31 protein-coding genes and 1 pseudogene are annotated in these 24,975 nt (G+C 62.5%); 17 read left to right on the top strand and 15 right to left on the bottom strand.

From position 1 onward, the window contains the following. Positions 1-157 precede the first annotated feature (157 nt). The 4 genes from LMA02_RS33210 to LMA02_RS33195 all read right to left on the bottom strand — a co-directional run bounded on the left by LMA02_RS33210 (position 158) and on the right by LMA02_RS33195 (position 4,055). On the bottom strand, positions 158-1,399 hold the full coding sequence (locus LMA02_RS33210; protein WP_228910132.1) for a citrate synthase family protein: 1,242 nt from the start codon (positions 1,397-1,399) through the stop codon (positions 158-160). A gap of 60 nt (positions 1,400-1,459) precedes the next feature. After that, positions 1,460-1,852, bottom strand: a complete 393-nt coding sequence (locus tag LMA02_RS33205; protein ID WP_228910131.1) for a VOC family protein — start codon at positions 1,850-1,852, stop codon at positions 1,460-1,462. A gap of 59 nt (positions 1,853-1,911) precedes the next feature. Next, positions 1,912-3,198, bottom strand: a complete 1,287-nt coding sequence (locus LMA02_RS33200; protein WP_228910917.1) for an MFS transporter — start codon at positions 3,196-3,198, stop codon at positions 1,912-1,914. Between the two features lie 98 nt (positions 3,199-3,296). After that, complete coding sequence (locus tag LMA02_RS33195; protein WP_228910915.1) at positions 3,297-4,055, bottom strand: SDR family oxidoreductase; 759 nt, start codon at positions 4,053-4,055, stop codon at positions 3,297-3,299. Positions 4,056-4,368: 313 nt separating this feature from the next. Between LMA02_RS33195 and LMA02_RS33190 the strand changes: the two genes are divergently transcribed. Beyond that, positions 4,369-5,331: a 2-hydroxyacid dehydrogenase gene (locus LMA02_RS33190; protein ID WP_228910130.1), complete on the top strand. Its 963-nt coding sequence runs from the start codon at positions 4,369-4,371 to the stop codon at positions 5,329-5,331. A 616-nt stretch (positions 5,332-5,947) separates the two neighbouring features. Beyond that, positions 5,948-6,247 carry an H-NS family nucleoid-associated regulatory protein gene (locus LMA02_RS33185; protein ID WP_166723131.1) on the top strand — a complete coding sequence of 100 codons (300 nt, stop codon included), beginning with the start codon at positions 5,948-5,950 and terminating at the stop codon, positions 6,245-6,247. A gap of 34 nt (positions 6,248-6,281) precedes the next feature. On the opposite strand, the gene LMA02_RS35480 is transcribed toward LMA02_RS33185, so the two are convergent. After that, entirely contained in the window at positions 6,282-6,797 is a 516-nt protein-coding gene (locus LMA02_RS35480; protein WP_324251322.1) for a hypothetical protein, read from the bottom strand. Positions 6,798-7,276: 479 nt separating this feature from the next. Between LMA02_RS35480 and LMA02_RS33175 the strand changes: the two genes are divergently transcribed. The 3 genes from LMA02_RS33175 (at position 7,277) to LMA02_RS33165 (ending at position 8,839) form a co-directional block, all read left to right on the top strand. Beyond that, positions 7,277-7,717 carry an Hsp20/alpha crystallin family protein gene (locus LMA02_RS33175; protein ID WP_228910129.1) on the top strand — a complete coding sequence of 147 codons (441 nt, stop codon included), beginning with the start codon at positions 7,277-7,279 and terminating at the stop codon, positions 7,715-7,717. Positions 7,718-7,732: 15 nt separating this feature from the next. Further along, a complete protein-coding gene (locus LMA02_RS33170; RefSeq protein WP_228910128.1) occupies positions 7,733-8,140 on the top strand; it encodes an Hsp20/alpha crystallin family protein in 408 nt (135 codons plus the stop codon). 135 nt (positions 8,141-8,275) lie between these two features. Beyond that, entirely contained in the window at positions 8,276-8,839 is a 564-nt protein-coding gene (locus LMA02_RS33165; protein ID WP_228910127.1) for an Hsp20/alpha crystallin family protein, read from the top strand. A 36-nt stretch (positions 8,840-8,875) separates the two neighbouring features. Here the strand turns inward: LMA02_RS33165 and LMA02_RS33160 are convergent, their stop codons facing one another. Then, on the bottom strand, positions 8,876-9,130 hold the full coding sequence (locus tag LMA02_RS33160; RefSeq protein ID WP_228910126.1) for a hypothetical protein: 255 nt from the start codon (positions 9,128-9,130) through the stop codon (positions 8,876-8,878). Between the two features lie 92 nt (positions 9,131-9,222). Here LMA02_RS33160 and LMA02_RS33155 point away from each other — a divergent pair, with 92 nt between their 5' ends. Next, positions 9,223-10,275: an RNA-guided endonuclease InsQ/TnpB family protein gene (locus LMA02_RS33155; RefSeq protein WP_228910125.1), complete on the top strand. Its 1,053-nt coding sequence runs from the start codon at positions 9,223-9,225 to the stop codon at positions 10,273-10,275. Between the two features lie 122 nt (positions 10,276-10,397). Here the strand turns inward: LMA02_RS33155 and groL are convergent, their stop codons facing one another. The 3 genes from groL to LMA02_RS33140 form a co-directional block, all read right to left on the bottom strand. Further along, positions 10,398-12,020: a chaperonin GroEL gene (gene groL / locus LMA02_RS33150; RefSeq protein ID WP_228910124.1), complete on the bottom strand. Its 1,623-nt coding sequence runs from the start codon at positions 12,018-12,020 to the stop codon at positions 10,398-10,400. A gap of 77 nt (positions 12,021-12,097) precedes the next feature. Further along, positions 12,098-12,415: a co-chaperone GroES gene (locus LMA02_RS33145; protein WP_228910123.1), complete on the bottom strand. Its 318-nt coding sequence runs from the start codon at positions 12,413-12,415 to the stop codon at positions 12,098-12,100. Positions 12,416-12,587: 172 nt separating this feature from the next. Then, positions 12,588-13,226 carry a diguanylate cyclase gene (locus LMA02_RS33140; RefSeq protein ID WP_228910122.1) on the bottom strand — a complete coding sequence of 213 codons (639 nt, stop codon included), beginning with the start codon at positions 13,224-13,226 and terminating at the stop codon, positions 12,588-12,590. A gap of 197 nt (positions 13,227-13,423) precedes the next feature. Here LMA02_RS33140 and LMA02_RS33135 point away from each other — a divergent pair, with 197 nt between their 5' ends. From LMA02_RS33135 to LMA02_RS33115, 5 genes are all read left to right on the top strand, one after another. Beyond that, positions 13,424-13,645, top strand: coding sequence for a hypothetical protein (locus LMA02_RS33135; RefSeq protein ID WP_228910121.1), 222 nt, complete (start codon positions 13,424-13,426; stop codon positions 13,643-13,645). 189 nt (positions 13,646-13,834) lie between these two features. Further along, positions 13,835-14,071, top strand: coding sequence for a hypothetical protein (locus LMA02_RS33130; RefSeq protein WP_166723120.1), 237 nt, complete (start codon positions 13,835-13,837; stop codon positions 14,069-14,071). 208 nt (positions 14,072-14,279) lie between these two features. Further along, positions 14,280-14,522 (top strand): hypothetical protein, encoded by a 243-nt coding sequence (locus LMA02_RS33125; RefSeq protein WP_228910120.1) that lies wholly within the window; start codon positions 14,280-14,282, stop codon positions 14,520-14,522. Between the two features lie 211 nt (positions 14,523-14,733). Next, positions 14,734-14,973 (top strand): hypothetical protein, encoded by a 240-nt coding sequence (locus tag LMA02_RS33120; protein WP_228910119.1) that lies wholly within the window; start codon positions 14,734-14,736, stop codon positions 14,971-14,973. A 185-nt stretch (positions 14,974-15,158) separates the two neighbouring features. Continuing rightward, complete coding sequence (locus LMA02_RS33115; protein WP_228910911.1) at positions 15,159-15,374, top strand: hypothetical protein; 216 nt, start codon at positions 15,159-15,161, stop codon at positions 15,372-15,374. A gap of 49 nt (positions 15,375-15,423) precedes the next feature. Here the strand turns inward: LMA02_RS33115 and LMA02_RS33110 are convergent, their stop codons facing one another. Then, the gene (locus LMA02_RS33110) at positions 15,424-15,735 is read right to left on the bottom strand and encodes a hypothetical protein (RefSeq protein ID WP_228910118.1); all 312 of its coding nucleotides are present in this window, start codon (positions 15,733-15,735) and stop codon (positions 15,424-15,426) included. Between the two features lie 24 nt (positions 15,736-15,759). Here LMA02_RS33110 and LMA02_RS35655 point away from each other — a divergent pair, with 24 nt between their 5' ends. Then, the gene (locus tag LMA02_RS35655) at positions 15,760-15,984 is read left to right on the top strand and encodes a hypothetical protein (protein ID WP_228910117.1); all 225 of its coding nucleotides are present in this window, start codon (positions 15,760-15,762) and stop codon (positions 15,982-15,984) included. A 725-nt stretch (positions 15,985-16,709) separates the two neighbouring features. Here LMA02_RS35655 and LMA02_RS35355 read toward each other — a convergent pair. Beyond that, a complete protein-coding gene (locus LMA02_RS35355) occupies positions 16,710-16,835 on the bottom strand; it encodes a hypothetical protein (RefSeq protein ID WP_267478999.1) in 126 nt (41 codons plus the stop codon). A 332-nt stretch (positions 16,836-17,167) separates the two neighbouring features. Here LMA02_RS35355 and LMA02_RS33100 point away from each other — a divergent pair, with 332 nt between their 5' ends. Next, on the top strand, positions 17,168-18,436 hold the full coding sequence (locus LMA02_RS33100; RefSeq protein WP_228910116.1) for a hypothetical protein: 1,269 nt from the start codon (positions 17,168-17,170) through the stop codon (positions 18,434-18,436). Between the two features lie 258 nt (positions 18,437-18,694). Here the strand turns inward: LMA02_RS33100 and LMA02_RS33095 are convergent, their stop codons facing one another. Together LMA02_RS33095 and LMA02_RS33090 are read right to left on the bottom strand one after the other, a co-directional pair. Then, a complete protein-coding gene (locus LMA02_RS33095) occupies positions 18,695-19,009 on the bottom strand; it encodes a hypothetical protein (RefSeq protein WP_011661271.1) in 315 nt (104 codons plus the stop codon). Positions 19,010-19,410: 401 nt separating this feature from the next. Then, positions 19,411-19,776 (bottom strand): winged helix-turn-helix transcriptional regulator, encoded by a 366-nt coding sequence (locus tag LMA02_RS33090; RefSeq protein WP_228910115.1) that lies wholly within the window; start codon positions 19,774-19,776, stop codon positions 19,411-19,413. A gap of 91 nt (positions 19,777-19,867) precedes the next feature. Between LMA02_RS33090 and LMA02_RS33085 the strand changes: the two genes are divergently transcribed. Together LMA02_RS33085 and LMA02_RS35470 are read left to right on the top strand one after the other, a co-directional pair. Then, a complete protein-coding gene (locus LMA02_RS33085; RefSeq protein WP_228910114.1) occupies positions 19,868-20,194 on the top strand; it encodes a nuclear transport factor 2 family protein in 327 nt (108 codons plus the stop codon). Then, positions 20,194-20,292: pseudogene (locus LMA02_RS35470) on the top strand (short-chain dehydrogenase); the annotation flags it as partial. The gene LMA02_RS33085 and the pseudogene LMA02_RS35470, both read left to right, overlap by 1 nt. An 824-nt stretch (positions 20,293-21,116) precedes the next feature. On the opposite strand, the gene gcvA reads toward LMA02_RS35470, so the two are convergent. Further along, positions 21,117-22,049: a transcriptional regulator GcvA gene (gene gcvA, locus LMA02_RS33075; protein ID WP_228910112.1), complete on the bottom strand. Its 933-nt coding sequence runs from the start codon at positions 22,047-22,049 to the stop codon at positions 21,117-21,119. A gap of 137 nt (positions 22,050-22,186) precedes the next feature. Here gcvA and LMA02_RS33070 point away from each other — a divergent pair, with 137 nt between their 5' ends. Then, a complete protein-coding gene (locus tag LMA02_RS33070) occupies positions 22,187-23,416 on the top strand; it encodes an MFS transporter (RefSeq protein ID WP_228910111.1) in 1,230 nt (409 codons plus the stop codon). Continuing rightward, positions 23,403-24,299: an oxidoreductase gene (locus LMA02_RS33065; RefSeq protein WP_228910110.1), complete on the top strand. Its 897-nt coding sequence runs from the start codon at positions 23,403-23,405 to the stop codon at positions 24,297-24,299. The genes LMA02_RS33070 and LMA02_RS33065 overlap by 14 nt, the downstream gene beginning before the upstream one ends. Before the next feature lie 47 nt (positions 24,300-24,346). Here LMA02_RS33065 and LMA02_RS33060 read toward each other — a convergent pair whose 3' ends face one another. Further along, positions 24,347-24,898, bottom strand: coding sequence for a hypothetical protein (locus LMA02_RS33060; protein WP_228910109.1), 552 nt, complete (start codon positions 24,896-24,898; stop codon positions 24,347-24,349). Between the last annotated feature and the right edge of the window lie 77 nt (positions 24,899-24,975).

The following is a 24,975-nucleotide window of genomic DNA, read 5'->3' as shown; positions in this document are numbered from 1 at the left end:
CCATGACCCGTCCGTCGGTTCAACGCGCCGTCGGCCGCCGGCACTTCATGCGCCTACGCGTCGGGTCGCGACGCCGGGTGCCAGCCTTCGATCGGAACCAGGACGAATCGAAAAGGCCGCATCGATGCTGCGCGGTCCATCTCCATCGCAGCCGCGGTCAATCCACGATCTTGAACACCCGGTTCTTCTCGATCACGCCGGCTTTCGGCAGTTTGCCGTCGTCTTCGGCCTTGGGAAGCAGATGCCGCTCGTCGAGCGCCGGTCCTGTATAGCGGCTGCGCGGCCGGATCACCTTGCCCACGCGCAGCTGTTCGATGCAGTGGGCCAGCAGCCCGACGCTGCGCGCGATCGCGAACAGCCCGAAAGCCGCATCGGGCGGCAACCGAAGCTGCACCGACAGCATCGCGAGCGCGACATCGATGGTCGGCCGCTGGCCGGTGAGTGTCGTCACCTTGTCGATGAAGCGCGCCAGTTCCGCCGGCGGATCGAGCCGCGCGAGCAACGCGGCCGCGCGCGGGTCGCCGTCGGGGTAGAGATGATGACCGAAGCCGGGAATCGGGATCGCGGACTTCAGGTGATGATCGACCACGTGCGCGGCGCCGAGCCGTTCCACGTCGTCGAACACCGCGCGCACGCGTCCTGACGCGTCGCCGTGCAGCGGGCCCGACAGCGTCGCGAGCCCGGTCAGCAGGCAGCCCGCGAGCGACGCGCCGGTCGATGCGGTGATGCGCGCGGCGAACGCCGAACTCGTGATCTCGTGATCGGCGACGAGCACCATCGCGCGGCGCAGCAGGTCCGCGCCGCGATCGTCCAGGCTCCAGCCCGCCGCGAGCCGCTGGTGGGTCCACGGCAGGCCTCCATCGTCGTGCGCGCCGAACGCGCGCGCGACGATCGCGACGAGCTGGCCGGCCTCGGCGTGCAGCGCGCTGTCGAGCCGACCGAGCGTCGAGTGGCCGTGCGCCGCCAACGTGGCAAGCATCGTGAACGCGCACTGGCGATCACGTTCGCCGGCCGGCAATGCAACCGCGGGCGCGTCGAACGTCACGGGCGTGGTGGCTTGCCAGAGCAGCGCGGCCGTTTCCTCGAGCGTGGCGGTGTCCGACAGTTGAATGCTGTCGCGGCCGCGATACCACGCACGGCCCTTGGAGAAGGTGGTGATGCCGCTGGGGATGCACGGCTCGGCGCCGAAGATCGTGCTCGCCGCCAGCGCCGCACGCTTGCGGCCGACCTGTTTCTTGCGGCACAGCGCGATCACGTCCTCGGCGCGATACAGGCTCTTGCGCGGATCGTCGGGATCCTGCATCACGGCGATGCTGCCGCGGCTCGCATACGCGTAGACGGTCTGCGCCCGCACGCCGAGCCGCCGCGCGGCTTCCGTCAGGGTGATCCAGTTGTGCATGGGGAGTCGTGATGAGGACGCGGCCGGTGCCCGGCCGCTTGCGCCGACTATAGACCGCGTTCAGCTCGATGTCATCTCGGCCGGGCGCCGCTCGAGCACCTCGACGAGGATCTCGCCCGGCGCGCGCACGAAACAGCCGCGCACGCCGGCGCGGATCCGCGTCACAGGCTGGACGATCTCGGCGCCGTGCTCGACCAGGTGTGCGTACGCGGCATCGAGATCCTCGACCAGCACACCGAAGTGATCGATGCCTTGCGCGCGTGCGCCGTCGGGCACGGCGGCCGGTCGCGCGTCGGGCAGGGCCGTGATGAACAGGTTGATGGTGCCGATCCGCAGGTCGACGCGGCCGGGGCGCCGCACGATTTCGGCGTTCAGGCAGCGCGCGAACCACGCCGCGGTGGCCTCGGCGTCAGCCGAGCAGAGTTGCAGGTGATCCCATTTGAATTCGATCATGATCGTGGGCCGGATGGGGTTGAGCCGCCGCGGCGGCCGGTCAAGGGATTCGAACGCGCTCAGAGCTCGATGCGCGACAGCTTGCCGAGCAGCACGGAGTACGACAGCGTGCCGACGAGGCAGATCGCACCCATCAGGTTCAGCGCCCAGACGAAGTTGCCGGTGTGCTGGGTCACGTAGCCGATCATCAGCGGAGTGGTGACGGCCGCGATATTGGCCGCGAGGCTCGTGATGCTGCTGGTGAGCCCGACATAGCGTCTCGGCGCGATTTCGGATACGGCGGCCCACGACATCGAGCCGATCCCCTGCGCGAAGAACGCGACGGTCAGGATCGCGATCACCAGCGCGTTCGAGTGCACGAAGTTGACCAGCACGATCGACGCGCCGAGGAAGGTGCCGATCACGAGCGGCGCCTTGCGGGACGACGACATCGACACGCCGCGCCGGATGCAAAGATCGGACAAGTAGCCGGCGATCAGGATCCCCAGCGTCGCGCCGACGAACGGCATCGCCTGGAACAAGCCGACCTTGATCATCGACATGTGCCGTTCCTCGACCAGGTAGGTCATGAACCAGGTCGTGAAGAACACCAGCAGCGTGTTGTTGCAGAACTTGCCGAGACAGATCGCGAGGATCTGCCGGTAGCCGAGCAGGCGCAGCGCCATGCGCCAGTCGAAGCGCTCGCGTGCGGTCACGACAGGGCGCCCTTCGGTGATGTACTGCAGCTCGGCCGCGTTGACGCTGCGATGCCGCGACGGATCGCGATAGAGCCGGTACCAGACGAGGCTGAACAGGATGCCGAAGCCGCCCGTCGCGAAGAACACGGCGCGCCAGCCGAACGCCGACGAGATCCACAGCAGCAGCCCGGTGAAGAGCGGCGTGCCGATGTACTGACCCATCACATAGACGCTGGTCGCGAAGCCGCGCTCCTGGACCGGGAACCACATCGTCACCGCGCGGGCGTTCGACGGAAAGGCCGGCGCCTCCAGCGCACCCATCGCCAGCCGCGAGCCGAGCAGCATGTGATAGCCGTGCGCGAGCCCCTGCGTCAGCGTCGCCAGCGACCAGCCGACCAGCGACAGCGCATAGGCGACGCGCGAGCCGAGCAGGTCGGCGAGCACGCCCGCCGGCACCAGCGCGATCGAGTAGGCGAGGCCGAACACGGCGAACAGTTCGCCCATCTGGACGCGGGTGAGGGCGAGATCCTTCGACAGCGCCGGTGCGACGATGCCGAGCGCCGAGCGGTCGACGTAGTTGAGGATGGTCGCCACCAGCAGCATCGACAGCACGCCGTAGCGCACTCGCGACCTTCTGGCGACGTCCGCGTGCGCGCTGAACTCGCGCATGGCCGAAACCTGTTCTTCTGCGGTTTTCAATGTTGTCTCCTGTCTCCTGATGGGGGGGGGCCGGCGCGTTGTCGTCACGAGCGCCGGCGATCGTCGGGTCAGCCGCGCCCGACGTACGGCATCGCGCTCGCCATGATCGTCATGTTCAGAATGTTGGCTTCGAGCGGAAGGCTCGCCATCTGCACGATGGCGTCCGCGACGTGCGCGACGTCGACGCGCGGCTCGGGCGCGACGCGGCCGTCGGCCTGCAGCACGCCGCTGTTCATGCGTTCGGTCAGCGACGTGGCGGCGTTGCCGATGTCGATCTGGCCGCACGCGATGTTGAACGGCCGGCCGTCGAGCGCGAGCGAACGGGTGATGCCGAGGACGGCATGCTTGGTGGCCGTGTACGCGATTGTGTTCGGGCGCGGCGAGTGCGCCGAGATCGAACCGTTGTTGATGATGCGGCCGCCTTGCGGAGTCTGGCGCTTCATCTGGCGCCACGCGGCACGTGCGCACAGGAAGACGCCGGTCAGGTTGGTCGCGACCACGTCGTTCCAGAATTCGAGCGAGTAGTCGTCGAGCGGCACGGCGCCGGCATTGCGGCCGGCGTTGTTGAACAGCACGTCGAGATGCCCGAACTCGCGTTCGATCCGCGCGAAGCTTGCGTCCACCGACGCCTCGTCAGCGACGTCGGTCGGAATCGCCGCGGCCACCCCGCCGGCTTGCTCGATGATCTCCTTCGTCGCCAGCAGCGGCTCGATGCGCCTGCCGAGCAATGCCACGCCGAATCCGGCTCGCGCCAGCGCGACGGCCGCTGCCTGGCCGATCCCCGTGCCGGCGCCCGTCACTGCCGCGATTTTTTTCCGTGCCTGCATTTTCACGACCTTGTCTTCCGTCCGTTGAACATGCAAAAAGCATTGCGCGGCGGCGATTCCCCAGCAATCTTGATTCTTTCAATCAATATCAACCGCCCCGTCGCGACGGGGCGGCGTCAGGGTTTTCCTGAGTTCGCGGGCACGTCGTTCACGGGCCTGCGCGGGGGATGCGCAGCAGGCGATGCAACCGGAACCGGCCCGGGAAGCCGGCAGCTCGATGCCGCGCGGACACATTGATTGGATCAATCAATATTGACCCGCGCCGAGCGCGCTTCGTAGGCTGTGCTTCGTTTTCCGACCCAAGGACGAGACCATGCCTGACAACAATCGCCCCCGCCTGCTGGTTGCGCGACGGGTTCCCGCGGCCGTGGCCGCCCGTGCCGAAGCCGAATTCCATGCATACGTGACGGACGCCGACATGGATGCACCGTCCGTCGTCGAGTTCTGCAACCGCTGCGCGACGCCGGCGGTGCTGATCGGCAAGAAATCGGGGCTGCAGGCCGAGCACATCGCGGCATTGCCGCCGAGCGTGAAGATCATCGCGAACGCGAGCGCCGGCTACGACCACCTGGATGTGGCCGCCGCGCGCGAGCGCGGGATCGTGGTCAGCAACGCGCCCGACGCGCTGACCGATTGCACGGCCGATTTCACGATGCTGCTGATTCTGGCCGCGTGCCGGCGTGCATCGGAGTACGAGCGCATCGTGCGCGCGGGGTGGGGCAAGTCGTTCGGCATGACCGACATGCTCGGCACGCGCGTGAACGGCAAGACGCTCGGGATCGTCGGCTTCGGCCGGATCGGCCGCGCGGTCGCGCAGCGCGCACGCGGCTTCGGAATGAAGATCGTCTATACCGACAGGCGGCCGGCGCCGCCCGAGGTCGAGGCGGGCGCCCGCTATTGCGCGGATCTCGACACGCTGCTGCCGCAGTGCGACATCCTCACGCTGCACGTGCCGGGCGGCGGCACGCCGTTGATGACGCGCCGCGCGTTCGGCCTGATGCGTGACGGTGCGGTGTTCGTCAACGCGGCGCGCGGGAGTCTCGTCGACGAGGATGCGCTCCACGAGGCGTTGACGTCGCATCGGTTGTTCGGCGCGGGGCTTGACGTCTATCGGAACGAGCCCGATATCGATCCGCGTTTCGCCGCGCTCGACAATGTGTTTCTGTCGCCGCACATGGCCAGCGCGACGATCGAGACACGCGACCAGATGGGTTTTACCGCGCTCGATAACGTCGCCGCGGTGCTTGACGGAAGGGCGGCGCCGAACGCGCTTTGACGGGCAACGCCAGAGTGTGACGCGCAGCCCGCGACGGGCTGCGAATCCGATGTCGGCGTCGCGCCGGGGGCTTCCGGTGACCGGAGGCCCCGGCCGTTCGCACGGCGTTACACGTCAGAATCATTTTCCGTTGATGTAATGGCGCGCCTACCGATGTCCAGCACATGCCGGTGGCGATCGCGCGGGGCCGCGGCGCGCGACGTGAGGGACATGCGCGACGAACGCACGATCGCGCGCATAACCGGCTTCTCGGCTTGGGGCAGTCACGGGATTTGCACACCGTCTCGACATGGGATCTTGAGGTCCGCATTCCAGCGACCAACCGACGAGCCTGTCGCGTCGCCATCATGATCCGTTCCGTTGCAGCCATCGCAGCCTCCGACGCCGGACACCCGGCGACCGGATCGCTTACGCGGCGAAAAGGCGGATATTCTTATAAAGCGACTACACCGCTTCCGGATTCAGTTTGATTTATATAAACCCGATAGGGCATACTGCGGAAATCGATCGCTATCGATTGTCACCACTGCCGCGAATATAATGTCGACGGCCTTTTGCCTCGACATAGAGGGGCTGTTGGACCACTTTCCAAATTTCAAGGAATCCTTTCATATCCATGGCTACCTACCTCGAACTTAAAGCACAGGCAGAAGCGCTGGCACAGAAAGCGGAAGCAGCGCGGCTCGCCGAACTGGAAAGCCTTATCACGACGATGCGTGAGCAGATTGCCGAATATGGCATCACGCCCGAACAACTTTTCGGGCGACGCCGTGCCGCTCCGTCGAGCGCCACCCGCGCGCCGGTCGCACCGAAGTATCGCGATCCGAAAACGGGCGCGACGTGGAGCGGGCGCGGCAAGCCGCCGCATTGGATTGCAGGCGCGAAGAACCGTGACCGGTTTTTGATCGAGCAGTGAAAGGAGTCGACGGTTGAGTCCGATGCCGTCAACGCTACCCGATGGGAAATACCGGGCGACGTGTCGTGAGCGGACGATCTTTGCTGCCAGGGCGATGGGACACGGCGACGTATTTCCGGACGCCGAATTGATCGTGGAGAATGGATGGGCCACCTTCATCCGGAATGCCGCTGAAGTGTGGAATTGCAGTGCGCGCTACGCTGCTGCGCACTTCGACGTTCAGTCCGCCTAGGAAGAGCCGCAGATGAGCGAGCTTGTTCAGATTGCGCCGGGTGTTGTGTTCTCCTCCGATGTGCTTGGCACCGCGTGGGCGCGCAAATATCGGCCGGACGGCGGGAATGCGGCGCGGAATGGGAACATTCAGTCCGCAGACCGACCGGGCCCATCGGAGCAGGAAAGCGAACACGGCGCTCGTGCGAGCCTGTCGGGCCAATTGTCGTTGTTGTAGAGAGAACTGCAGGATGACGGGCATCCTGCGACTGTCGGCCTTCACATTGCCGCCATATTTCCTTCCGAGCCGGTGCCCGACATGGGTGCCTGTTTCGTCCACGAGTGCGTGCCGGGCCCGACCGAGCGCCAGTGCCTCTGCTTTAACGACCGGGCATGTTGAATTCGAGTTAGGGGTGAGGTTTCTCCGGTCACGCCACGGGCTCATCCGGACGAAATGGCGGCCTCATCGCTGCGACTGAATACTCGTTCGGGCCGCTAACCGACGCCGGTTTTTCTTCATGCCTGGCGTGGGCAGTTGAGTACCGAGAATGCCGCTGAGATCTGGCCGGGATAATAGTCAGACGAAAGGGGGCCGCCCCCCGGCTTATAGGCGCCGGCGAACGATTTCAAGTGCAAAAAACCGCCACCACCCCCTTGAAATTTTCCGCAGAATTCCTATCTTAAGTTTCGCTCAGGCAGACGCGCGGGCCGCTTCACTCCGCGCGCTGCGTGTTTCGATTTGTTTGCCAGCAGTGTGGCAGGCGAACTGGAGCGCGTAGGCCCGTTCGCCTCCATGCTGCAATCGAGGAGGATGTGATCATGAGCGATCTCTACTTCGGAACCGACCTCTTCAGCGAGTTCGACCGCCTGCAGCAGCAGATGGCGCAGCTCTTCGGCGGTTTCCCGTCCAGCATCCGCGCGAGCCGCTTCGGCACTTTCCCCCAGGTCAATATCGGCGCGACAGACGATTCGATCGAGATCGTCGCGTTCGCGCCTGGTGTCGATGCCGGCACGCTCGATGTGTCGATCGACAAGGGGCTGCTGACCATCAGCGGTGAACGCAAATCGCCCCAACCCGATACCGACAGCGAGCGGCGCACCTATGCGCAGGAGCGCTTTATCGGCATGTTCCGGCGCGTCATCGAGCTGCCCGAAACCGCGGATCCCGACAAGGTTCAGGCGCGCTACGAAAACGGCTGTCTGTTGATCAGCGTCGGCAAGCGTGAATCGTCCAAGCCGCGCGCCATCACTGTCCAGTAATACGAGGAGCCCATCATGAAAGACACGACCCAACTGACGGAACGAGACTCGTCTGCCGTCGCACGTCGCGGAACCGAACAGCCCGCGCGCCGGGTGACACTCGTGCCGGCCGTCGACGTCTACGAGGACAGCCAGGGTGTGACGCTGTGGGCCGATTTGCCCGGCGTCACGAAGGACAAGCTCGACGTCAAGGTTCACGACAGCAGCCTCCTGATCGAAGCCGAGGCAATGGTGCCGACGCCGCAAAACCTGCGGCTGAAGCATGCCGAGGTCCGTCAGCCGCATTTCGCTCGCACATTTACGCTGTCGGCGGACTTCGATACGTCCAGGATCGAGGCGAGCCTCCAGGATGGGGTGCTGAAGCTGACGATCCCACGCCGCGACGAAGCGCGTCCACGACGCATCGAAATCAAGACCAACTGAGGCGCCAGCCGCCGCGGTGCAGCACGGGTGCCTCCGCCGTCGCGTAACAGGGAACAGGGCAAAGCGCGGCGCGTGCTTGCTACCCGATGGGCTGACCGCGGCTCAAACCAGATTGAAGCTGAATCGGAGGACGCTATGAACACCGATCCGAAAAAGTGGAACCCCTTCAAGTTTCTTCGCGGCGCTGCCCGCAAGTCTGATGCGGGAGATCCGGAAAACGCATCGGCAGGCGAGCCATGGCGCGCCGCGTGGCCTGACATTTCGCGCCTGTTCTCGCGCGAATCATGGGGTGCAATGGAGGAATTCTTTCATGACCCGTTTGCTGGCCGCGGCGCGCTCGAACGCTGGTTTGGCGACTTCAGTTCATCGCGTTTCCAGCCGCGCATCGACGTCGTCGATGAAGGGCCGGTGCTGCGCGTCACCGCCGAACTGCCCGGAATGGAGCGCGAAGATCTGAAGGTGAGCGTCGAGGATGGGGCAATCGTGCTGCGCGGCGAGAAAAAGCAGGATGTGCACAGTGAGGAAAACGGCTGCTACCGGCTGGAGCGCGCGCATGGAAGCTTCACGCGCACGATCCCGATGCCGGACAACGCCGACCCCGAGCGCACGTTGGCAAAGTTCGACAACGGTGTCCTCACGTTGACCGTGCCGAAATCGGAACCGGCCAGGTTCACGAGTCGCACGATCGATATCGGCTGATATCACTCCCCGCGCTTCGGAATCGACCCGTCCGGCTCACTCGTCCGCCATGAGATGACGAATCACGAGTGCCGGATCGGCGATATCCAGAATCAGCCGGCGAAGGATGCGTCGACGCATATGTTCCTCGTCGAGTATCCAGGGCGCGCCCTTCTCGCTGAGATAGCGGGTGAGGGCGTCCTGGTGATCAGCGGTTGCAGGCAGATCCAAGCGGACCGCCAGCAGTCCAGCCACGACGTCGTCGATATCGACGTCCAGCGGTTTCGAATCGATGTTCAGCTTCAGTTTCATCAGAATTTGCTCCGAGAAACCCCGCCATCGATGGCGGGAAGGAAAGGAGTGCTGTTGACAGGCAGCTTCTTCCACGGGTTAGGATCACCGGCATGATTCTTGTCTACCGCTACCGCGTGAAGTCGCTCAACGGACTGCTCAACAAGCAGAGCCGTGCGGTGAACTACGTCTGGAACTTCTGCAATGACACGCAGAAGCATGCGCTCAAGTGGAGCAAGAAGTGGCCGACGGGATTCGATCTGAACGTGCTGACGACGGGGAGCAGCAAGGCGCTCGGCATCCACTCCGGCACGATCAACGCGACGTGCGAGCAATATGCGAAGTCGCGCAGTCAGCACCGACGCCCCTACCTGCGCTATCGTGGCAGGAAGTCGCTTGGCTGGGTGCCGCTGAAGGGGCGTGACCTGAAGCGCGAAGGTGATGCGTTCCGTTTCGCCGGCAATGCCTTCCGCGTGTTCAACAGCCGACTGCTTCCAGAAGGCAAGATCAAGGACGGGACCAACTTTGCGCAGGATGCGCGTGGCAACTGGTTTCTCAACATCGTGATCGAGATGCCCGATGTGCAGGCCCGCCCGGTCCGTTCCGGTGTTGGCATCGATCTCGGCCTGAAAGACTTCGCCACACTTTCGACCGGCGAGAAGCTGCCCAATGACCGATTCGGCCGACGCGCGGCGGAGAAACTGGCGAAAGCTCAACGGGCGCGCAAGCACAAGCGACATATCGCGAAGCTGCACGCCAAAGTGGCGAATGCCCGTGCCGATTTCCAGCACAAGCTCGCGCTCGATCTGGTGCGGCGTTTCGATTACCTCGCGGTCGGCAACGTGTCGGCCGCGAAGCTCGCCAGAACCAGGATGGCGAAGAGCGTCTACGACGCATCCTGGTCGTCCTTCCGAAACAAGCTCCGTTACAAGGCGATGGCGCACGGGGCCACGTTCGAGGAAGTCGACGAAAGCGGTTCTACCCAGTCCTGTTCGTCGTGCGGGTCGAAAGACAGCACGACGCGGCCGAAAGGTATCGCGGGACTGCGAATAAGAGAGTGGGCCTGCAGTGGCTGTGGTGTCGTGCATGATCGTGATATCAACGCTGCGCTGAACATTCTCCGATGCGGACGTGCATCGCCAGGTGTGGGAATCCTCCGCCTTTAGGCGGGTGAGGACGTCAAGGCCGCTCCACCACAAAAAGCGGCGCCGCATGACAGGAATAGCGTGCGGCGCCGAACGCGTTGCGCCGGCCGCGACTGCTAGCCGGCGCATGCAAGACCCGCAGGTCAGTACTCGAGCTCCGGTGCGGCGGCCTGCGCAGGCTTTTCATCCTTCGGCGCATCGGCAACCGTTGCATCCGTCGTCAGGATCAGCCCGGCAATCGATGCGGCGTTTTGCAGTGCCGTGCGCGTGACCTTGGTCGGATCGACCACACCGGCCTCGACCAGATCGCCATACTCGCCGGTGGCCGCGTTGTAGCCGAAGTTGCCCGTGCCTTCGAGCACCTTCGCGATGACGACGGACGGCTCGTCCCCGGCATTCGACGCGATCACGCGCAGCGGTGCTTCGAGCGCGCGCAGCACGATCTGGATGCCGGCGTCCTGATCACTGTTGGCGCCTTTCAGGCTCGTCGCCGTCGAACGCGCACGCAGAAGCGCCACGCCACCACCCGGCACGATACCTTCCTCGACCGCCGCGCGTGTGGCGTGCAGCGCATCGTCGACGCGGTCCTTTTTCTCCTTCATTTCGACTTCGGTGGCCGCGCCGACCTTGATGACGGCTACACCCCCGGCGAGCTTCGCCACGCGTTCCTGCAGCTTCTCGCGATCGTAGTCGCTCGTGGCTTCCTCGATCTGCGTACGGATCGACTTCACGCGCGCCTCGATGTGCTGCTCGTCGCCCGCGCCGTCGATGATGATCGTGTCGTCCTTGCGGACCTCGACGCGCTTCGCGCGGCCGAGATCGTCGAGCGAGGCCTTCTGCAGTTGCTTGCCGGTTTCTTCCGAGATGACGGTCGCGCCAGTGAGGATCGCGATGTCCTCCAGCATGGCCTTGCGCCGGTCGCCGAAACCGGGCGCCTTGACGGCCGCGACCTTCAGGATGCCCCGCATCGCGTTGACCACGAGCGTGGCCAGCGCTTCGCCGTCGATGTCTTCCGCCACGATCAGCAGCGGCTTGCCCGCCTTGGAGGTCGCCTCGAGAACCGGCAGCAGATCCCGGATGTTCGAAATCTTCTTGTCGTGCAACAGGATCAGCGCGTCGTCCAGATACGCGGCCTGCTTTTCCGGATCGTTGATGAAGTAGGGGCTGACGTAGCCGCGGTCGAACTGCATCCCTTCAACCACATCCAGCTCGTTCTCGAGCGACTTGCCATCCTCGACCGTGATGACGCCTTCCTTGCCGACCTTCTCCATGGCGTCGGCGATGATCTTGCCGATCGCGTCGTCCGAGTTCGCCGAGATCGAGCCCACCTGCGCGATCTCCCGGTTCGTGGAAATCGGCTTCGACAGTTTGCGCAGCTCGTCGAGCACGGCGGCCACGGCCTTGTCGATGCCGCGCTTGAGGTCCATCGGATTCATGCCGGCGGCGACGTGCTTCATGCCTTCCTGCACGATCGCCTGCGCGAGCACGGTGGCCGTGGTCGTGCCGTCGCCGGCCACATCCGCGGTCTTCGATGCGACCTGCTTGACGATCTGCGCGCCCATGTTTTCGAAGCGGTCCTTCAGCTCGATTTCCTTCGCGACAGATACGCCATCCTTCGTGATGGTGGGTGCGCCGAAGCTGCGCTCGATCAGCACGTTGCGGCCTTTCGGCCCGAGCGTCACCTTCACGGCATCGGCGAGGACGTTCACGCCCTTGACGATGCGGGCGCGGGCGCTGTCATGGAATTTGACGTCTTTTGCACTCATGTTGTTGCTCCGGATAGTAGTCGTTGACTCAACGCGGCGCGAACAACCCGTCGGGTGTTCGCGACCGGCTCAGGATGTCAGGCGGCCTTGCGGGACGCGCCGGTATCGGACTCGAGGACGCCCATGACGTCTTCCTCACGCATGACGAGGAGTTCGTCGCCATCGACCTTGACGGTCTGGCCTGCGTATTTTCCGAAGAGAACCTGGTCACCGACTTTCACCTGGAGCGCGCGCAGCGTTCCATCCTGCAGCAGCCGGCCGCTGCCGACCGCGACGACTTCACCCTGCTCGGGCTTTTCCGCGGCCGAGTCGGGAATCACGATGCCCGAGGCCGTCGTCCGCTGCGTCTCGATTCGCTTGACGATTACCCGGTCGTAGAGGGGACGAATCCGCATTCTCATCTCCTGAGCGATTAAAGGTTCACGAAAAAGGAATCCGGTTGCCGGGCGTCCTGACTGACTAAGAGTCGCCGCCGGGCAGCCGCACCACTGTCTGGCGGAATGCGAAATAGAGGCGCCCATCGCGCCCTTCAAGGGGCGTAAAAAAGGCTCTTTGTAACAAATTGTTTCAGCGTGGCAGCAGGATGCGATGGACCGTGCCGAGGCGATAAACCGTGCGGCCGCGTCCATCCGGGCGGCGGGGCTCAGGCAGTACAGGGCAGGGCGGCTGGCGTCCGCCATCGGCGTCCAGGGTGTCGTCCGGCTCATCGAGCGTGCGCCACAGGCCTCCCTTGACGGGCCGGAACAGCCAGCGCACGTAGCCTCGGCGCGCGGCAAGCTGGATCAGCTCGTCGCGATCGGTCTCGTCAGCGAGAAGCTGCGGGGAGTGGGCCGCGTTCTCGCCATAGTCGCCGAACGCCTGACGGCAAGCGAGCGCCTCGGCAGCGCTGGCGCCGATCACGTTGCAGCCGCGCCGCTCGACGCGCTCGACATCCCATGCGCCTGATTGCCAGGCGGCATCGAGCAGCATGGCGTCCACGATCTCGACGCTGTGCCAAGGTGTATCGATCTGGAGAGCCGAGCCCGGAACCGGCCGCGGTGGAATCTCGACGCCGGGCAGCACGAGCGGTGTCGCGCGCCGGAATCCATGCCAGTGGAGTATCGCGAAGAGCGGGGTATTCACCTGTGCGGCCGCCGTGACCGTGACGGCAAAGAGCGGCATGCGCACGCTGTCCATCTGTTCCCGAAGCGTATCGAAAAGGACCATGAAGCCTCCCGGATGACATGTTGCAGGGCCCCTTGAAATTTCCGTTGCTTGCGCTATTTTATGCATCGCTCAGGCAGTCGCGATAAGCGCTGCGTGTTTCGATTTGTTTGTCGGCGGAGCTTTTCCACGGACGGGCGAACTGGAGCGCGTGGTCCGGTTCGTTCTTCGTGAGAGGCCCCGGTTTCGAGGAGCCAGTCATGAGCGATCTTTTCTTCAGCACAAATCTGCTGGGCGAATTCGACCGCCTGTACCGGCAGATGACCAGCGTCCTTGCGGGCTTTTCCGCAAGCCTGCGCGCGATGCGCAGCGAACTCTTTTCTCCACATCGGCCGTATCGACGACAGCGTCGAGATCACCGCGATCGCTGTCGGGGCTCGACCCGGCAGCGACCGATGGATCGCTTGACGAGGGGGTGCTGACGATCAGCGACGTGTGCAAACGGCCAAAGTACGCGCCGGCTGTCTCGATGACACGGGCTCGGTGGCGCGCTTCCTTGCGTGAGCGCGCCGCGGCGCATGGCAGCGCCGCCTTTCTATATACGGCCTGCACGACGCGTCGTTTTCTGCACCGTGCCCCTGCATTGGGACGATGTCTTATGGGAGACGGAAATGCTCAGCCCACACGAATTTGCGACCTTGATGCTGGTTCGCCAGGCGCCGGACCAGATCGATATGAATCGCGCCGAGCTCGACGCACTGTTTGAACGCCAACTGGTCATGCTGGAACATTGCGCCGCAGGTGCACGCCGCGCATACCTGACCGAGAAGGGCAAAACGTTCCTCGATGCGCTGCACCCGAGCGACACACCACGCCGCAGCCGGCAGACCGCTGGCAACGGCGGGTGAGGAAGCATGGAGGCGCGTTTCGTGCCGAGTAGCCGGACGACGTTCTCGTGTTGCCTGGACGCGCAGGCTGAATGGCTGCGCGATCTCGACGACAAGCTGTTCGTCGCGCGCGGGGACTCGCGGCGGTGACAGCCGACGTGGTGACGCCCTCGCGCATTATCGGTGTCCCGCGCCCAAGCCATGCGCAATGCACTGCAGGAGGTGTCATATGCAAACGGACAATGTCATGGAGTATCACGGCTGCGAGGTCCGGCCAGTGGTAACCGTCACCGAACGTGGCCGCTACGCAGCATCGGCCATCGTCACCGACCGGGCCGGGGAAACACGCACGCTCGGCGTCGATGGGGACTTCGCCAATGCGCAGGAGGCACGCAATGAAGCGCTGGAGCTTGCCGTCGCATGGATCCAGCAGCGCTCAGTCGTGTCGGAGCGGTATGTTCGACGGACCTAGCGTGCCGGTCGGAAAGGGGCCACCACACGTTCTACGCATGGAGATCCGTACGAACAACAACATCGAGCCGATGCAGTCGTGCGTATAAGCCGAAAGTGCTCACTGGGTACGAATCGCCGATGAAACGACTGGAAAGGAGGGGTTTATAGGCGAATACGACTGGATGTTGGCGAGCATACTTGAGATCCGAATGACTCAACCAGGCTCGTCCATGGTGACCCTGAATATGCAAGCGATTGCGTGCGGCAAGACGATTCACGTTGTATTGATGGCTGATGCCGGGAGTGCCAATATTTTCGTGATGGACAATGAGAACGGCTCCCGTCAATCGCAGAGCATGAAGGTTCGCCAGTACCTCGACGCGGGCATGACTGACGAGGGTGTTGCTCGCCATGTGCTCAATGTCGTCGTGGCGGCGATCGAACGTCATGGTCGTCGATGGGCGCACTGAACTTCTGCTTGTCCGTTGACGTTGATCAACCTGTACGAGGCTAGCGTTCGCGGTGAATGCAAACGATCGTCGGCGACGTGCTCCCCGTTCATGCCGCAATGCGGTGCAATGCTCAAGGTCTGACGCGCGTTCCTGCGCTGCTGCTGCGGCAGCACGGCTCGCGGCAACTGGTCACGGAGGGGCAAATGCTCTTCAATTCGACGCGGCTCCGAATCGATCCGACGCCGCGCAGGGCTGATGGAGAATTCATCGCGCATGTGAGGATCGTCACGATTCTGGAGGACGGCGATGAGAGAGAAGTGCACTCCAGCGGCGACCTGGCTGGCTTCGATGTGCGTGATGACGCAGTTGCGTATGCGACGAAGTGGGCGGAGGAATGGCTGGCCGCTCAATCTGGCTGAACGTGAATAACGGTAGCGCCGCTTCTTCGGCCATCGCGGCGCGCTACTGTCACGGGCGCTTCATCTCTTCGCTTTCCATTGCCGCATGTCGTTCTTCGCTTGCGGAAACGGGTTCCATTGCTTCGTCGACCGAAGCCAACGCATATTCGCAGGCCAATTTCGTTTCTTCAATATCGGCCTCCGGCTCCTCGTCGTCGTTCGGAGGGGGATCGAGCATGTCCCGAAGCATCGTCGCCAGCTCCGGCGTGTCCCATGGCTCGCCTTTTTGACTTTTCCGCTTGATGTAGTGACGAATTTCTGCGTCTTGTTCGAGTGTGAGCGGCAGGTGCCGAAAGGTGCTGTTCGGGTTGGCGTCAATCATGATGTTGCTCCCGGGTCATACAGGGTGGGTGCCGCGACTGTCGACGGCCCGCACGCGCGCGGCAAACTTCTATTTGCGGAAGCTCGAATCCTGGATTCGCTGGAGGCGGGCAAAAAGCTCATCCATCTGGAGTTCGAGAACCTTGTTTCGCTCGAATCGCGTGCGGAGTTTGTTGAGCTTGACTCGCCAATACGCTGGATCGTTGACGGACGATCGGTTGACGAAGGCGTGTTGCGTCTTCTCAAGTAGTCCGATCGATCGCCTGATATTGGCCAACTCGTGCTCTACATCGCAGTACCAGCTCATGATTGCCACCTTCCATTTAGGATTTGAAATTTTTGTTCGCTGAGCTGCGAAAACTCGTCACGACCTGCTGGTGCTCGTGGCGACGAACCGTGAGGATGAGCCCATTCTTCCCGGATCGCCAAGGCGTGGCGGGTGACGCGAAAGGGGCAACGACACGTGCGAGAGAGGGGCGGGGGCGGGGTGAGCAGTCAAGCCGCTTACGTGCACTCGGGCAAATTCATCATACGCGCATCCAACCTCGCGTGCGGGTCTTATTTTTGGCGTTGTGAAGCGTCGTTCGGTAGGGAATTTGGGCTCAACGGGTGTCGGGGTGACGCCCGACGTGCTTGAGTGGAATCCGGGTGTGTGACTGTCGGCGGGTTCGTATCGATCATTGCGATCGTGGCGGCCGTTGTCGCGGCGGTGTACACGGCAGGTGCGGCGTGACAGGCGGGCGACGGGCTTGGCAATCCGGGCATGGCCACGCTGTCGGGTAGTGTGACAGGGGGTGCGCTGGATGCGGCATGGGGCGTCGTCGCTGCAGGCTATTCATCACGCTGCAGTCTCGAACACGGGTAGTGACCGAGAGACGCCGAGCGCTTGAATGGGTGCTCTCGCGTGAAAGCTGGATTGATGTTTCGCTCGATACATACCGCGAAAGCGGGCGTTGTCGTACCTGCGCTCGAACCTCAGAAGATCGTCGCGATGCGCCGGCGTTCGTCGTCATAGAGGTGCATCACGCGGATTTCGTCGACCGCGCGACGCAGCCAGCCGTTGGCAATAGCGCGATGTTTGTCGACCGTGACGGTGGCCATTGCCGAATGCCGGCGCCGGCCGCAGTGCCGTCGTCGGACTCATTTGCAGCATCAATCTCGTGTTGTTCAAAAATGCGCTCCCCTTGAAATGGCACCGACATGACGTACGCACCAAACAGCGCATCTACACGAACGCCTTCAATTGCAATCGAGCATCGTTTACTCTACGAACGAAAATGCCAACAGCGTCATTGAATTGACTCTCCTCATTATCGAATGGTGGGCATGCATATGCGACTACTGCAGAATAATTAACGTAACGCATAAAAACGCCAGCCGGACCGGACCTATTCGAAACACGAAACTACCCGTCCATCACCACACACACGAACATGCCCGACAACAACGAGACCAGCCGCCACCATCTCGTCGCCTTCGCGATCGACGACAACACGCAGGCCTGGTACGAGATGGTCATTCCCTTCATCGTATCGCTGCGTGCGACGGACTATCGCGGTCGCATTGGCGTCATCGGTTACGGCCTGTCCGCGAAAAAGCAAGCATTGTTGGTGGCGAACGGCATCGAGGTCTACACCAGTGTGGGCACCGGCGACCTGCCATGGGATCGCTACATATCGGCGGCGGCAATCTTCGACGCCGATCCGGAACTCAAGACGCTTGCCCTCTACGATGCCGATATCTGGTTCCCGGGCCCGAGCTTCGACATCTTCGATGTCGTACCCGACGATGATCATCTCCACGTCGCGCCCGACGCGCATTTCTGCGCATTCGTCATGTCACCGATCATAGGAGAGCGGAGAGACGCGCTGACGCACCAGTGCGCACAGGACGTGCTCGACCGATTGGGACATCCGCTACAGGCCGGGCTTGTTGTCGGCGGGCGCATCGCCTGGGCGCAGTTCGCGCAACACGTTCGGGCACAGGCCGGACGAATCGGGCAGGATTTCCAGGCGATCTATGGACTGGATACGACGTTCCTGCATCTTTGGGGCGGCCTCGGGCAGGTTCGACTCGTCGGCTGCGAGCAGAATTTCGTCACGAAATGGGGCCTTCACGAGCGACATGATTTCGATACGGCTCGGATCCTGCTCGAATATCAGGGCAAACCGATCCGCGGTTTGCACATGACTGGCGATGTGCGCTACCTGAATCGCTGGCGATATCTGGCTCGCGAAGCGGACCATGCAATCGCACTCGGGCAGGCGTTTGCGCTCGCTCCCGAATCCGCAGTTCGAGAACAACCCGCCGAACTCGATTCGCAGTGCTTAGAACGATTCTCCGCCAGCGGTCTGGCCTTCGTCGCGGCGCATGAGGACATGCTGCCCAATGTCCCGCGCCTCGCTGCCGGCAGTTCGTTTCGACACCCGCAAGGCGTTGCGTTCAATGCCTGGGCGGCGCACAAGCTCGAATTCGAAGTGCTGCACGAACGAGCCGTGATCGATATCTCGCTGTCGCATCTGAGCGGCCAACCATCGGCTCCGCGGGCACAGCTGGAGCAAAACGGTGAAGTGCGATCGTTGCAGGTGCCATGCAACGGCAAACTGTCGGTGACGCGCGGCGACCGTGTGGTGCTGCGCGCGCTCACCCTACCGGGGCAAGTGTGTCATACCGCTTGGGATGTCGTCGTACGGCAGGCGTAGCTTAGGGGCGAGAATGGTTGATGCGGCGCACGTTCCCTGTGGTGGCCTGGATGCAACGTGTCGGAAAAGATGTTGAACGCGTCTCGGTACCCACTCGCGATCGGCGGCAGCTACCTCAGTTTTAATAACTGAGCAGCTCGATTCAGTCCGACGCGCGGTACCAACTCGAGGCGTGTGTACCGAACGCGTGCGCTGAATATTCGGACCCGGCTCCAGAACAGGAGCAACGCGCCCGTCGGCTTCCGTTCCGACCACCTTTTACGCGTCTTTCAGCCAGGGCATTTCCACGGGTGACACGACCAGTTGCCGGAATTCGCGTTTCAGATCGAAGATGAACCCGACCAGGATCATGGAGTCGGCGTAAGGAATCGGAAAGACATGCGGATTTTCCGGAGTACGCAGGGGGCGCTCGGGTGTGTCCGCTGTCGCCGCGGCGTTCTCGCGAACGCTTTCCAGTTCGTCGGCCATGGCCGGGCCACTGACTTTCAGCACACGGCTACGCAGGTCGCTAAAGGGCTCGATGCGCGCAGCGTCTTCGTGGTATTCGGGCACTTCGTAAATGAACCAGGACATTTTCGTCTCCCATGAGCAGGGGCGCTATTCTAACGCCGCGCGAGGATCCACCGAAAATCGACCATGTTGTGCGATGGCCGCGGTCGCTGCGAGGCAGTCTACCAGGGGCAATTTCTGACGAGGCGGGCCGCCGCCGCGCCGAAAGCGTTGCCTTGCACACGACCGTGAGCCCGCGTTCGCGTCATCCAACCCGAACTTGCAATGCTATGCCGCGACGGCCGGGTTCCGACATTTTTAGGCCCGACGTGCCAGCAGATTCCTCCTATGTGCCGGTACGTGCTTCGAACTCGAGATCACGGCTCGTGCGCCTGAATCAGCAGGGTGCGTAGATAAACGTCACCCCGTTTGCTGCGGGGCATGGGAGATCGGGCGGCACGGATGGTTGTCGGCCAACCAAATCATCAGTCGTCAGTGTTCTCGTCCGGAGCGGGCGTCGCAACCAGCGTTTCGCGTTTTTCCGCCCATTTCAGCATCGCATCCAAAGCAGGACACAAAGCCTGCCCCCAATCCGTTAGACGGTACTCGACTTTCGGCGGGACTTGCGGATACAGCTTTCGCGACACGATTCCATCGGATTCCAGTTGCCGGAGTTGTTGGGCCAGCATCTTCTGAGAAATCCCGGGGATCAACTTCTCGAAATCCGAATAGCGTTGTACTTTTCCATCGAACAAATGGAAAAGGATGATCAGTTTCCATCGACCTTCCAGCAGTCGAAGAACTTCCTCTACCCCCAGTGCGGCGGTGGCGGGCGTGTATATCTTTCCCATAGCGCAGTAACTTACTTTTCGGTGCGTTCTTGATGAATAAATAGTCTATGGCGAAAATACTAGTACAGCAAACTATTGCGAGAACGCAACCATGTCCCTTTCACTACCAGATCCAGTCTCTGCCTACTTCAAGATCACCAATGGCGAGGACGTCGGGCACATCGTGCGTGTCTTCTCGCAGGATGCGGTCGTCGTTGACGACGGCCAGACGCACCAGGGCCATGGCGCCATCGAGTCCTGGCGACGGGAGGTACGGAAGAAATTCGAGTACACCGTGGAGCCTGTCAGCGCTTCCCAGGAAGGCGGTCGGCTGACGGTCACGGCCAATGTTGTGGGCAATTTCCCGGGTAGCCCTGTCCAGCTCGACCATGTGTTCAGCCTGGAAGGCGACAAGATCAAGTCATTGGAGATCGGTTGATGACCATGAACCTGGAATTGCAAGGCAAGCGCGTCCTGGTGACGGCAGGCACCAAGGGGATTGGAAAGGCCGTCGTCGGCCTGTTCCACGAACTCGGTGTCGTTCAGGGGAAATTACAGAAGTATTCGCATGCGGAACGGCGTCAGTTCTTGTACCAGTCGGGCGCGCAAAATCGTCCACTGGGGAAGATATCGTAGTGAACGGTGGCGCATCCGGTCCCGTCGCAGCGAATCTTAGAGATAGGCTTCTGGCGATCCAGCACGGCACGGCGCCGGATACACACGACTGGCTGACGCGGGTGGTCGGCGGCGTCTGAGCCAAGCGCTGAAACTCGATAGGGATGGTGGGGCGCATTAAAGAGAAAGAACTCAAATAAAATTATGCGATAAGGATATCGAATTAATTTAGCAACAGAGCCTGAAGGCGATAGTCGTCTGTCCGCTGGAAGCTACGTTCATCGCCCCAACGGTAGTATTGCCGGCATCAATGGTCCGATATCAAAACGAAATGACATGGAACGCACCCTGTCGTGATATTGCTATCTGACTGTACGGAACAGCAAGCTAAGAGGAATGGCGAATCATGCAGAGATTTGAGAACTTCATGGACGGAAGGCGCGTTCCGTCAGTGTCCGAGAAGTGGTTGTCGAGTCTTGACCCATATCGTAACGAGACATGGCGTGAGATCCCGGATAGCACCGCGGAGGATGTCGATGCGGCGGTGAAGGCTGCCGCACAAATGGATGCGGAGCCTGATCGCCAGTACCTGCGCCTCGCTCTGACGGTCCGGTTGCGATGAACCCATTTTTTCCGCAAAAGAGGTGAAAACATTTCGAGGTATTGCCGTATCGGGTGACTAGCGCCCGACGCGTAGCGTCAGCGTGCAGGCACGGAAGGTGTGCCGCCTGTTCTGATCTGCGAGCCTATCCAGCCTCTTGGCTCGCCATGCCTTCCATCCATTGCTCGAACGCGGACACCGCGGCATCGTCGGCGCGATCGGCGTTCGTCACCAGCGTGTAGTCGTCGGCGCGCCATACAGGCGATGCGATGGGACACACGAGGCGTCCTTCGGCGAGATCGCGCCCGATCAGCGGCAGCGACGCCAGCGCCACGCCCAGCCCCTCGATGGCCGCGCCAAGCTGAAGATTCACATGATCGAATTCGACATGGCGCGCTGCCCGCAGATCGGCGGCGCCCGCTTCCCGCAACCAGTGCGACCAGGCTGAGCGCGTCGTGGCCGAATGCAGCAGCGTGTGATGGCGCAGGTCGGCCACGCTCTGTATCGGATGCTGGCGCAGCAACGCGGGGTTGCAGGCCGGCACGCGCAGGTCGGGCATCAACGGGCGCGACACGACGCCCGCACCCTGTTCCGGACCGGAGCGAACACCGATATCGAAAGCGTCGGCGACATAGCGCAGCTTGCGTGATGTCGTCGACACCCTGACGTCGATGTCGGGATACCGCGAATGGAAATCGGCAAGCCGTGGCAGCAGCCAGCAAAACGCGAAGCTCATCGGCACATTCACCCGCACGACGCCTGATATCCGGTGTGTGAAGGTATTGTGGCGCAGCCGCACCACCGCGGTACCGAGGTGTTCGAACGCGTGGCTGACGTCGTTCAGCAATACGACCCCTTCGTCGGTCAGCACGACGCCGCGCGGACGACGGTCAAACAACGGCAGGCCGAACCAGTCCTCCAGCAGCCGGATCTGTTTTCCGACGGCCCAATGGGTGACATGCAGTTCCGCCGCCGCGCCCGCGAAGCTGCCGTGCCGCGCGACCGCATCGAAAGCGCGCAGCGCATTGAGCGGCGGCAACTCGTCCCGAATTTTCGCAGCACCGTGGCTTTCGCTCATGACGTGACTTTTTCTCTCCATTGACGCGATTTTAGCTCAATTGAAATGGCTGATACCTCCGCCATAAAATTGGCGCATCGAGCCGAAAACCAAACCAAGAGCCGCTTCCATCAGCCGCTCGTACAGAGAGAACGTCGATGCGCTTGCCGGTTTTTTCTCCTCCCGTCATGCGGGACGCTGTGCCATCACGGCCGCGCGTGCTATGGCTATCCTGCATTGCACACGCGGTCCACGATGGCTATACGGACATGATCTACGCGCTGCTGCCCGTATGGCAGGCGGAGTTCGGACTCGACTTCGCGGCCCTGGCTATGCTGCGCGGCCTCTATGCCGGCACGATGGCGGTGCTGCAATTGCCGGCCGGGCGTCTCGCGCAACGCCTGGGCAGTCGCGCAGTCCTTGCGATCGGCACGCTGCTCGCCGCGCTGGGCTATGCAATCGCCGGCATGTCGGGTGGCCTGCTCGGTTTGTGCGTGGCGCTGGCGATATCGGGCGGTGGATCCAGCACGCAACATCCGATCGCATCGGGCGCCATCTCGCGCACCTATGGGCGTGACGCGAGAGGCCCACTGAGCCTCTACAACTTTTCCGGCGATCTGGGGAAATCCGCGCTGCCGGCAGCCATTTCGCTGCTCGTGATCATGATGCCGTGGCGTCACGCGCTATGGGTCGTCGCCGGATTGGGCTGCGTCGTTGCCGCCGGCATCGCGTTCTGGTTTCCCGCCGTGCCACGTGACGCCGGAAAGACGGCCGCAAAAGAGCAAGCGTCCGCTCAACGCAGGGGCACCGGGGGGCGCGGATTCACCGCGCTGTTTTCCATTGGCGTGCTCGATACGGCCGTACGCATGGGACTGCTTACTTTTCTGCCTTTCCTGCTCAACGCAAAAGGCATCTCGCCTCAACTGTTGGGGACGGCCCTTGCGCTTGTTTTCATTGGCGGGGCGGCCGGCAAATTCTTCTGTGGCTGGCTTGGCGTTCGCATGGGTGTGGTGAGTACGGTGCTGCTTACGGAAGGCGGTACGGCCGCGTGCATCATCGGCGTGATGTATCTCCCGTTGGCGCTTACCATGGTGCTGCTGCCGATTCTGGGCATGATGCTCAACGGCACGTCGTCCGTGCTGTACGGAACCGTTCCGGAGATGTCCCCGCCCGAGCGCACGGAGCGCGCATTTGCGATTTTCTACACGGGAACGATCGCATCGGGCGCGATATCGCCCGTCCTCTACGGTTTCCTCGGCGACAGGATCGGTGTGCAGGCCGCCACGTATGCCACCGCGTTCACCGCTCTGGCAATTTTTCCGCTCGCGCTCGCACTGCGCCCGCATCTCGGAGATCACTCGGAGGATGAACACCATGACGAAGTCTGACTACCCGACCGTCGCCGTTGTCGGTCCGGGCGCAATCGGAACGACCGTTGCCGCGGCCCTCCATGAGGCTGGCCGCACGCCGGTGATCTGCGGCCGCTCGGCGCACGAGCGGCTGACGCTGCGCTTCGATGGCGGCGAGATCGTCGTGCCCGGGCCCGTGCTGACCGATCCGCAAGCGGTCAAGGAAAGGTTCGATCTCGTGTTCGTTGCGGTCAAGTCGACGCAAGTGGCGAGTGCGGCACCCTGGATCCCAGCGCTATGCGATGCGAAGACGGTTGTCTGCGTGCTGCAAAATGGCGTCGAGCAAACAGCCGCCTTCGCGCCATATGCAGCCGGCGCGGCGATCGTGCCATCGGTCGTCTGGTTTCCGGCGCAACGCGAATCGGATGCGTCGGTGTGGCTGCGCGGCAAACCTCGGCTCACTGTGCCCGATACGCCGGCAAGCAACGTGGTGGTCTCGGCGTTGCACGGCACGCGATGCCCGGTCGAGGTGGCGGCCGATTTCGTCTCGCTCGCGTGGCGAAAGCTTTTGCAGAACGCGGTGGCGGGACTCATGGTGCTGACTGGCCGCCGCGCCGGCATGTTCTCGCGAAGCGACATCACTGAACTGTCGCTCGCCTACCTGCGGGAATGTCTCGAAGTCGCCCGTGCGGAGGGCGCGAAGCTGGGCGATGAAGTGCCGCGGGAGATCGTCGACGGATTCCATCGCTGCCCGCCCGATTTGGGGACGTCCATTCTTGCCGACCGGCAGGGTAACCGCCCCCTCGAATGGGACTGCCGGAATGGCGTTGTGCAGCGATGCGGACGATCTCACGGAATTCCGACGCCGATCAGCGATCTGGTCGTGCCGCTTCTCGCGGCCGCCAGCGATGGTCCCGGCTAGTTGCAAAGAAACCGGTATCCAACCCGACTAGCGTAAGCCGTCACCGGTCACTCGAACTTGCCGAAATCTACTTCTTCCTTGACGAGCTTCCCTGTCAACAGGAGTGCTCGTTCGATGTCTGCGACTATGGACGAGTTGTTGATTGAGGCGGTGACGAATAGTCCCCAGATATCGTCGTCTATTTCATAGTATCCGCGAGCATATTTCCAATAGCTGAAATAGCGATCCTGAGATAATGCGATTCGTGGATCATCAAGGCCGTCTGGATGCGGCACTGGGACAGAATGGAGAGCATCTTGTAGGATCGCAGCGACGTTTGGAAAGTCGACAGTGCGATGGTCTTCAAGTATCTCGACCAGAAGATCGCTACTGTGATATACGGGCCGAACCCGGAATCGAATCAGTTTTGTCATTGCTCGTTTTTCTATTTCGAAAGAGCGTGGCAAAAATGCCCGCCAGACCAGAATGCCTACTGCATCTGCGCATCGTTCTTCCCTGAATACCCCTTCAAGGCTCATCGATTCTGCCAACCATGGTCGCCATCTGGATAGCGTCGTGTCGTATTCTAGCGCCTGAAAGTCTGCTTTCGATGCGATCAATCGATTGGCCGCTCCTGGCAGAATGCCGGCGTCCCCGGCGTTCCCCCGGAAAGCCGCGATGAACCGTATTTTATTTG

The organism is Burkholderia sp. B21-005 (genome assembly GCF_020843965.1).
Classification (GTDB): domain Bacteria; phylum Pseudomonadota; class Gammaproteobacteria; order Burkholderiales; family Burkholderiaceae; genus Burkholderia; species Burkholderia ambifaria.
The sequence above is the reverse complement of the archived record's forward strand: the minus strand, read 5'-3'. Positions and strand labels throughout refer to the sequence as shown.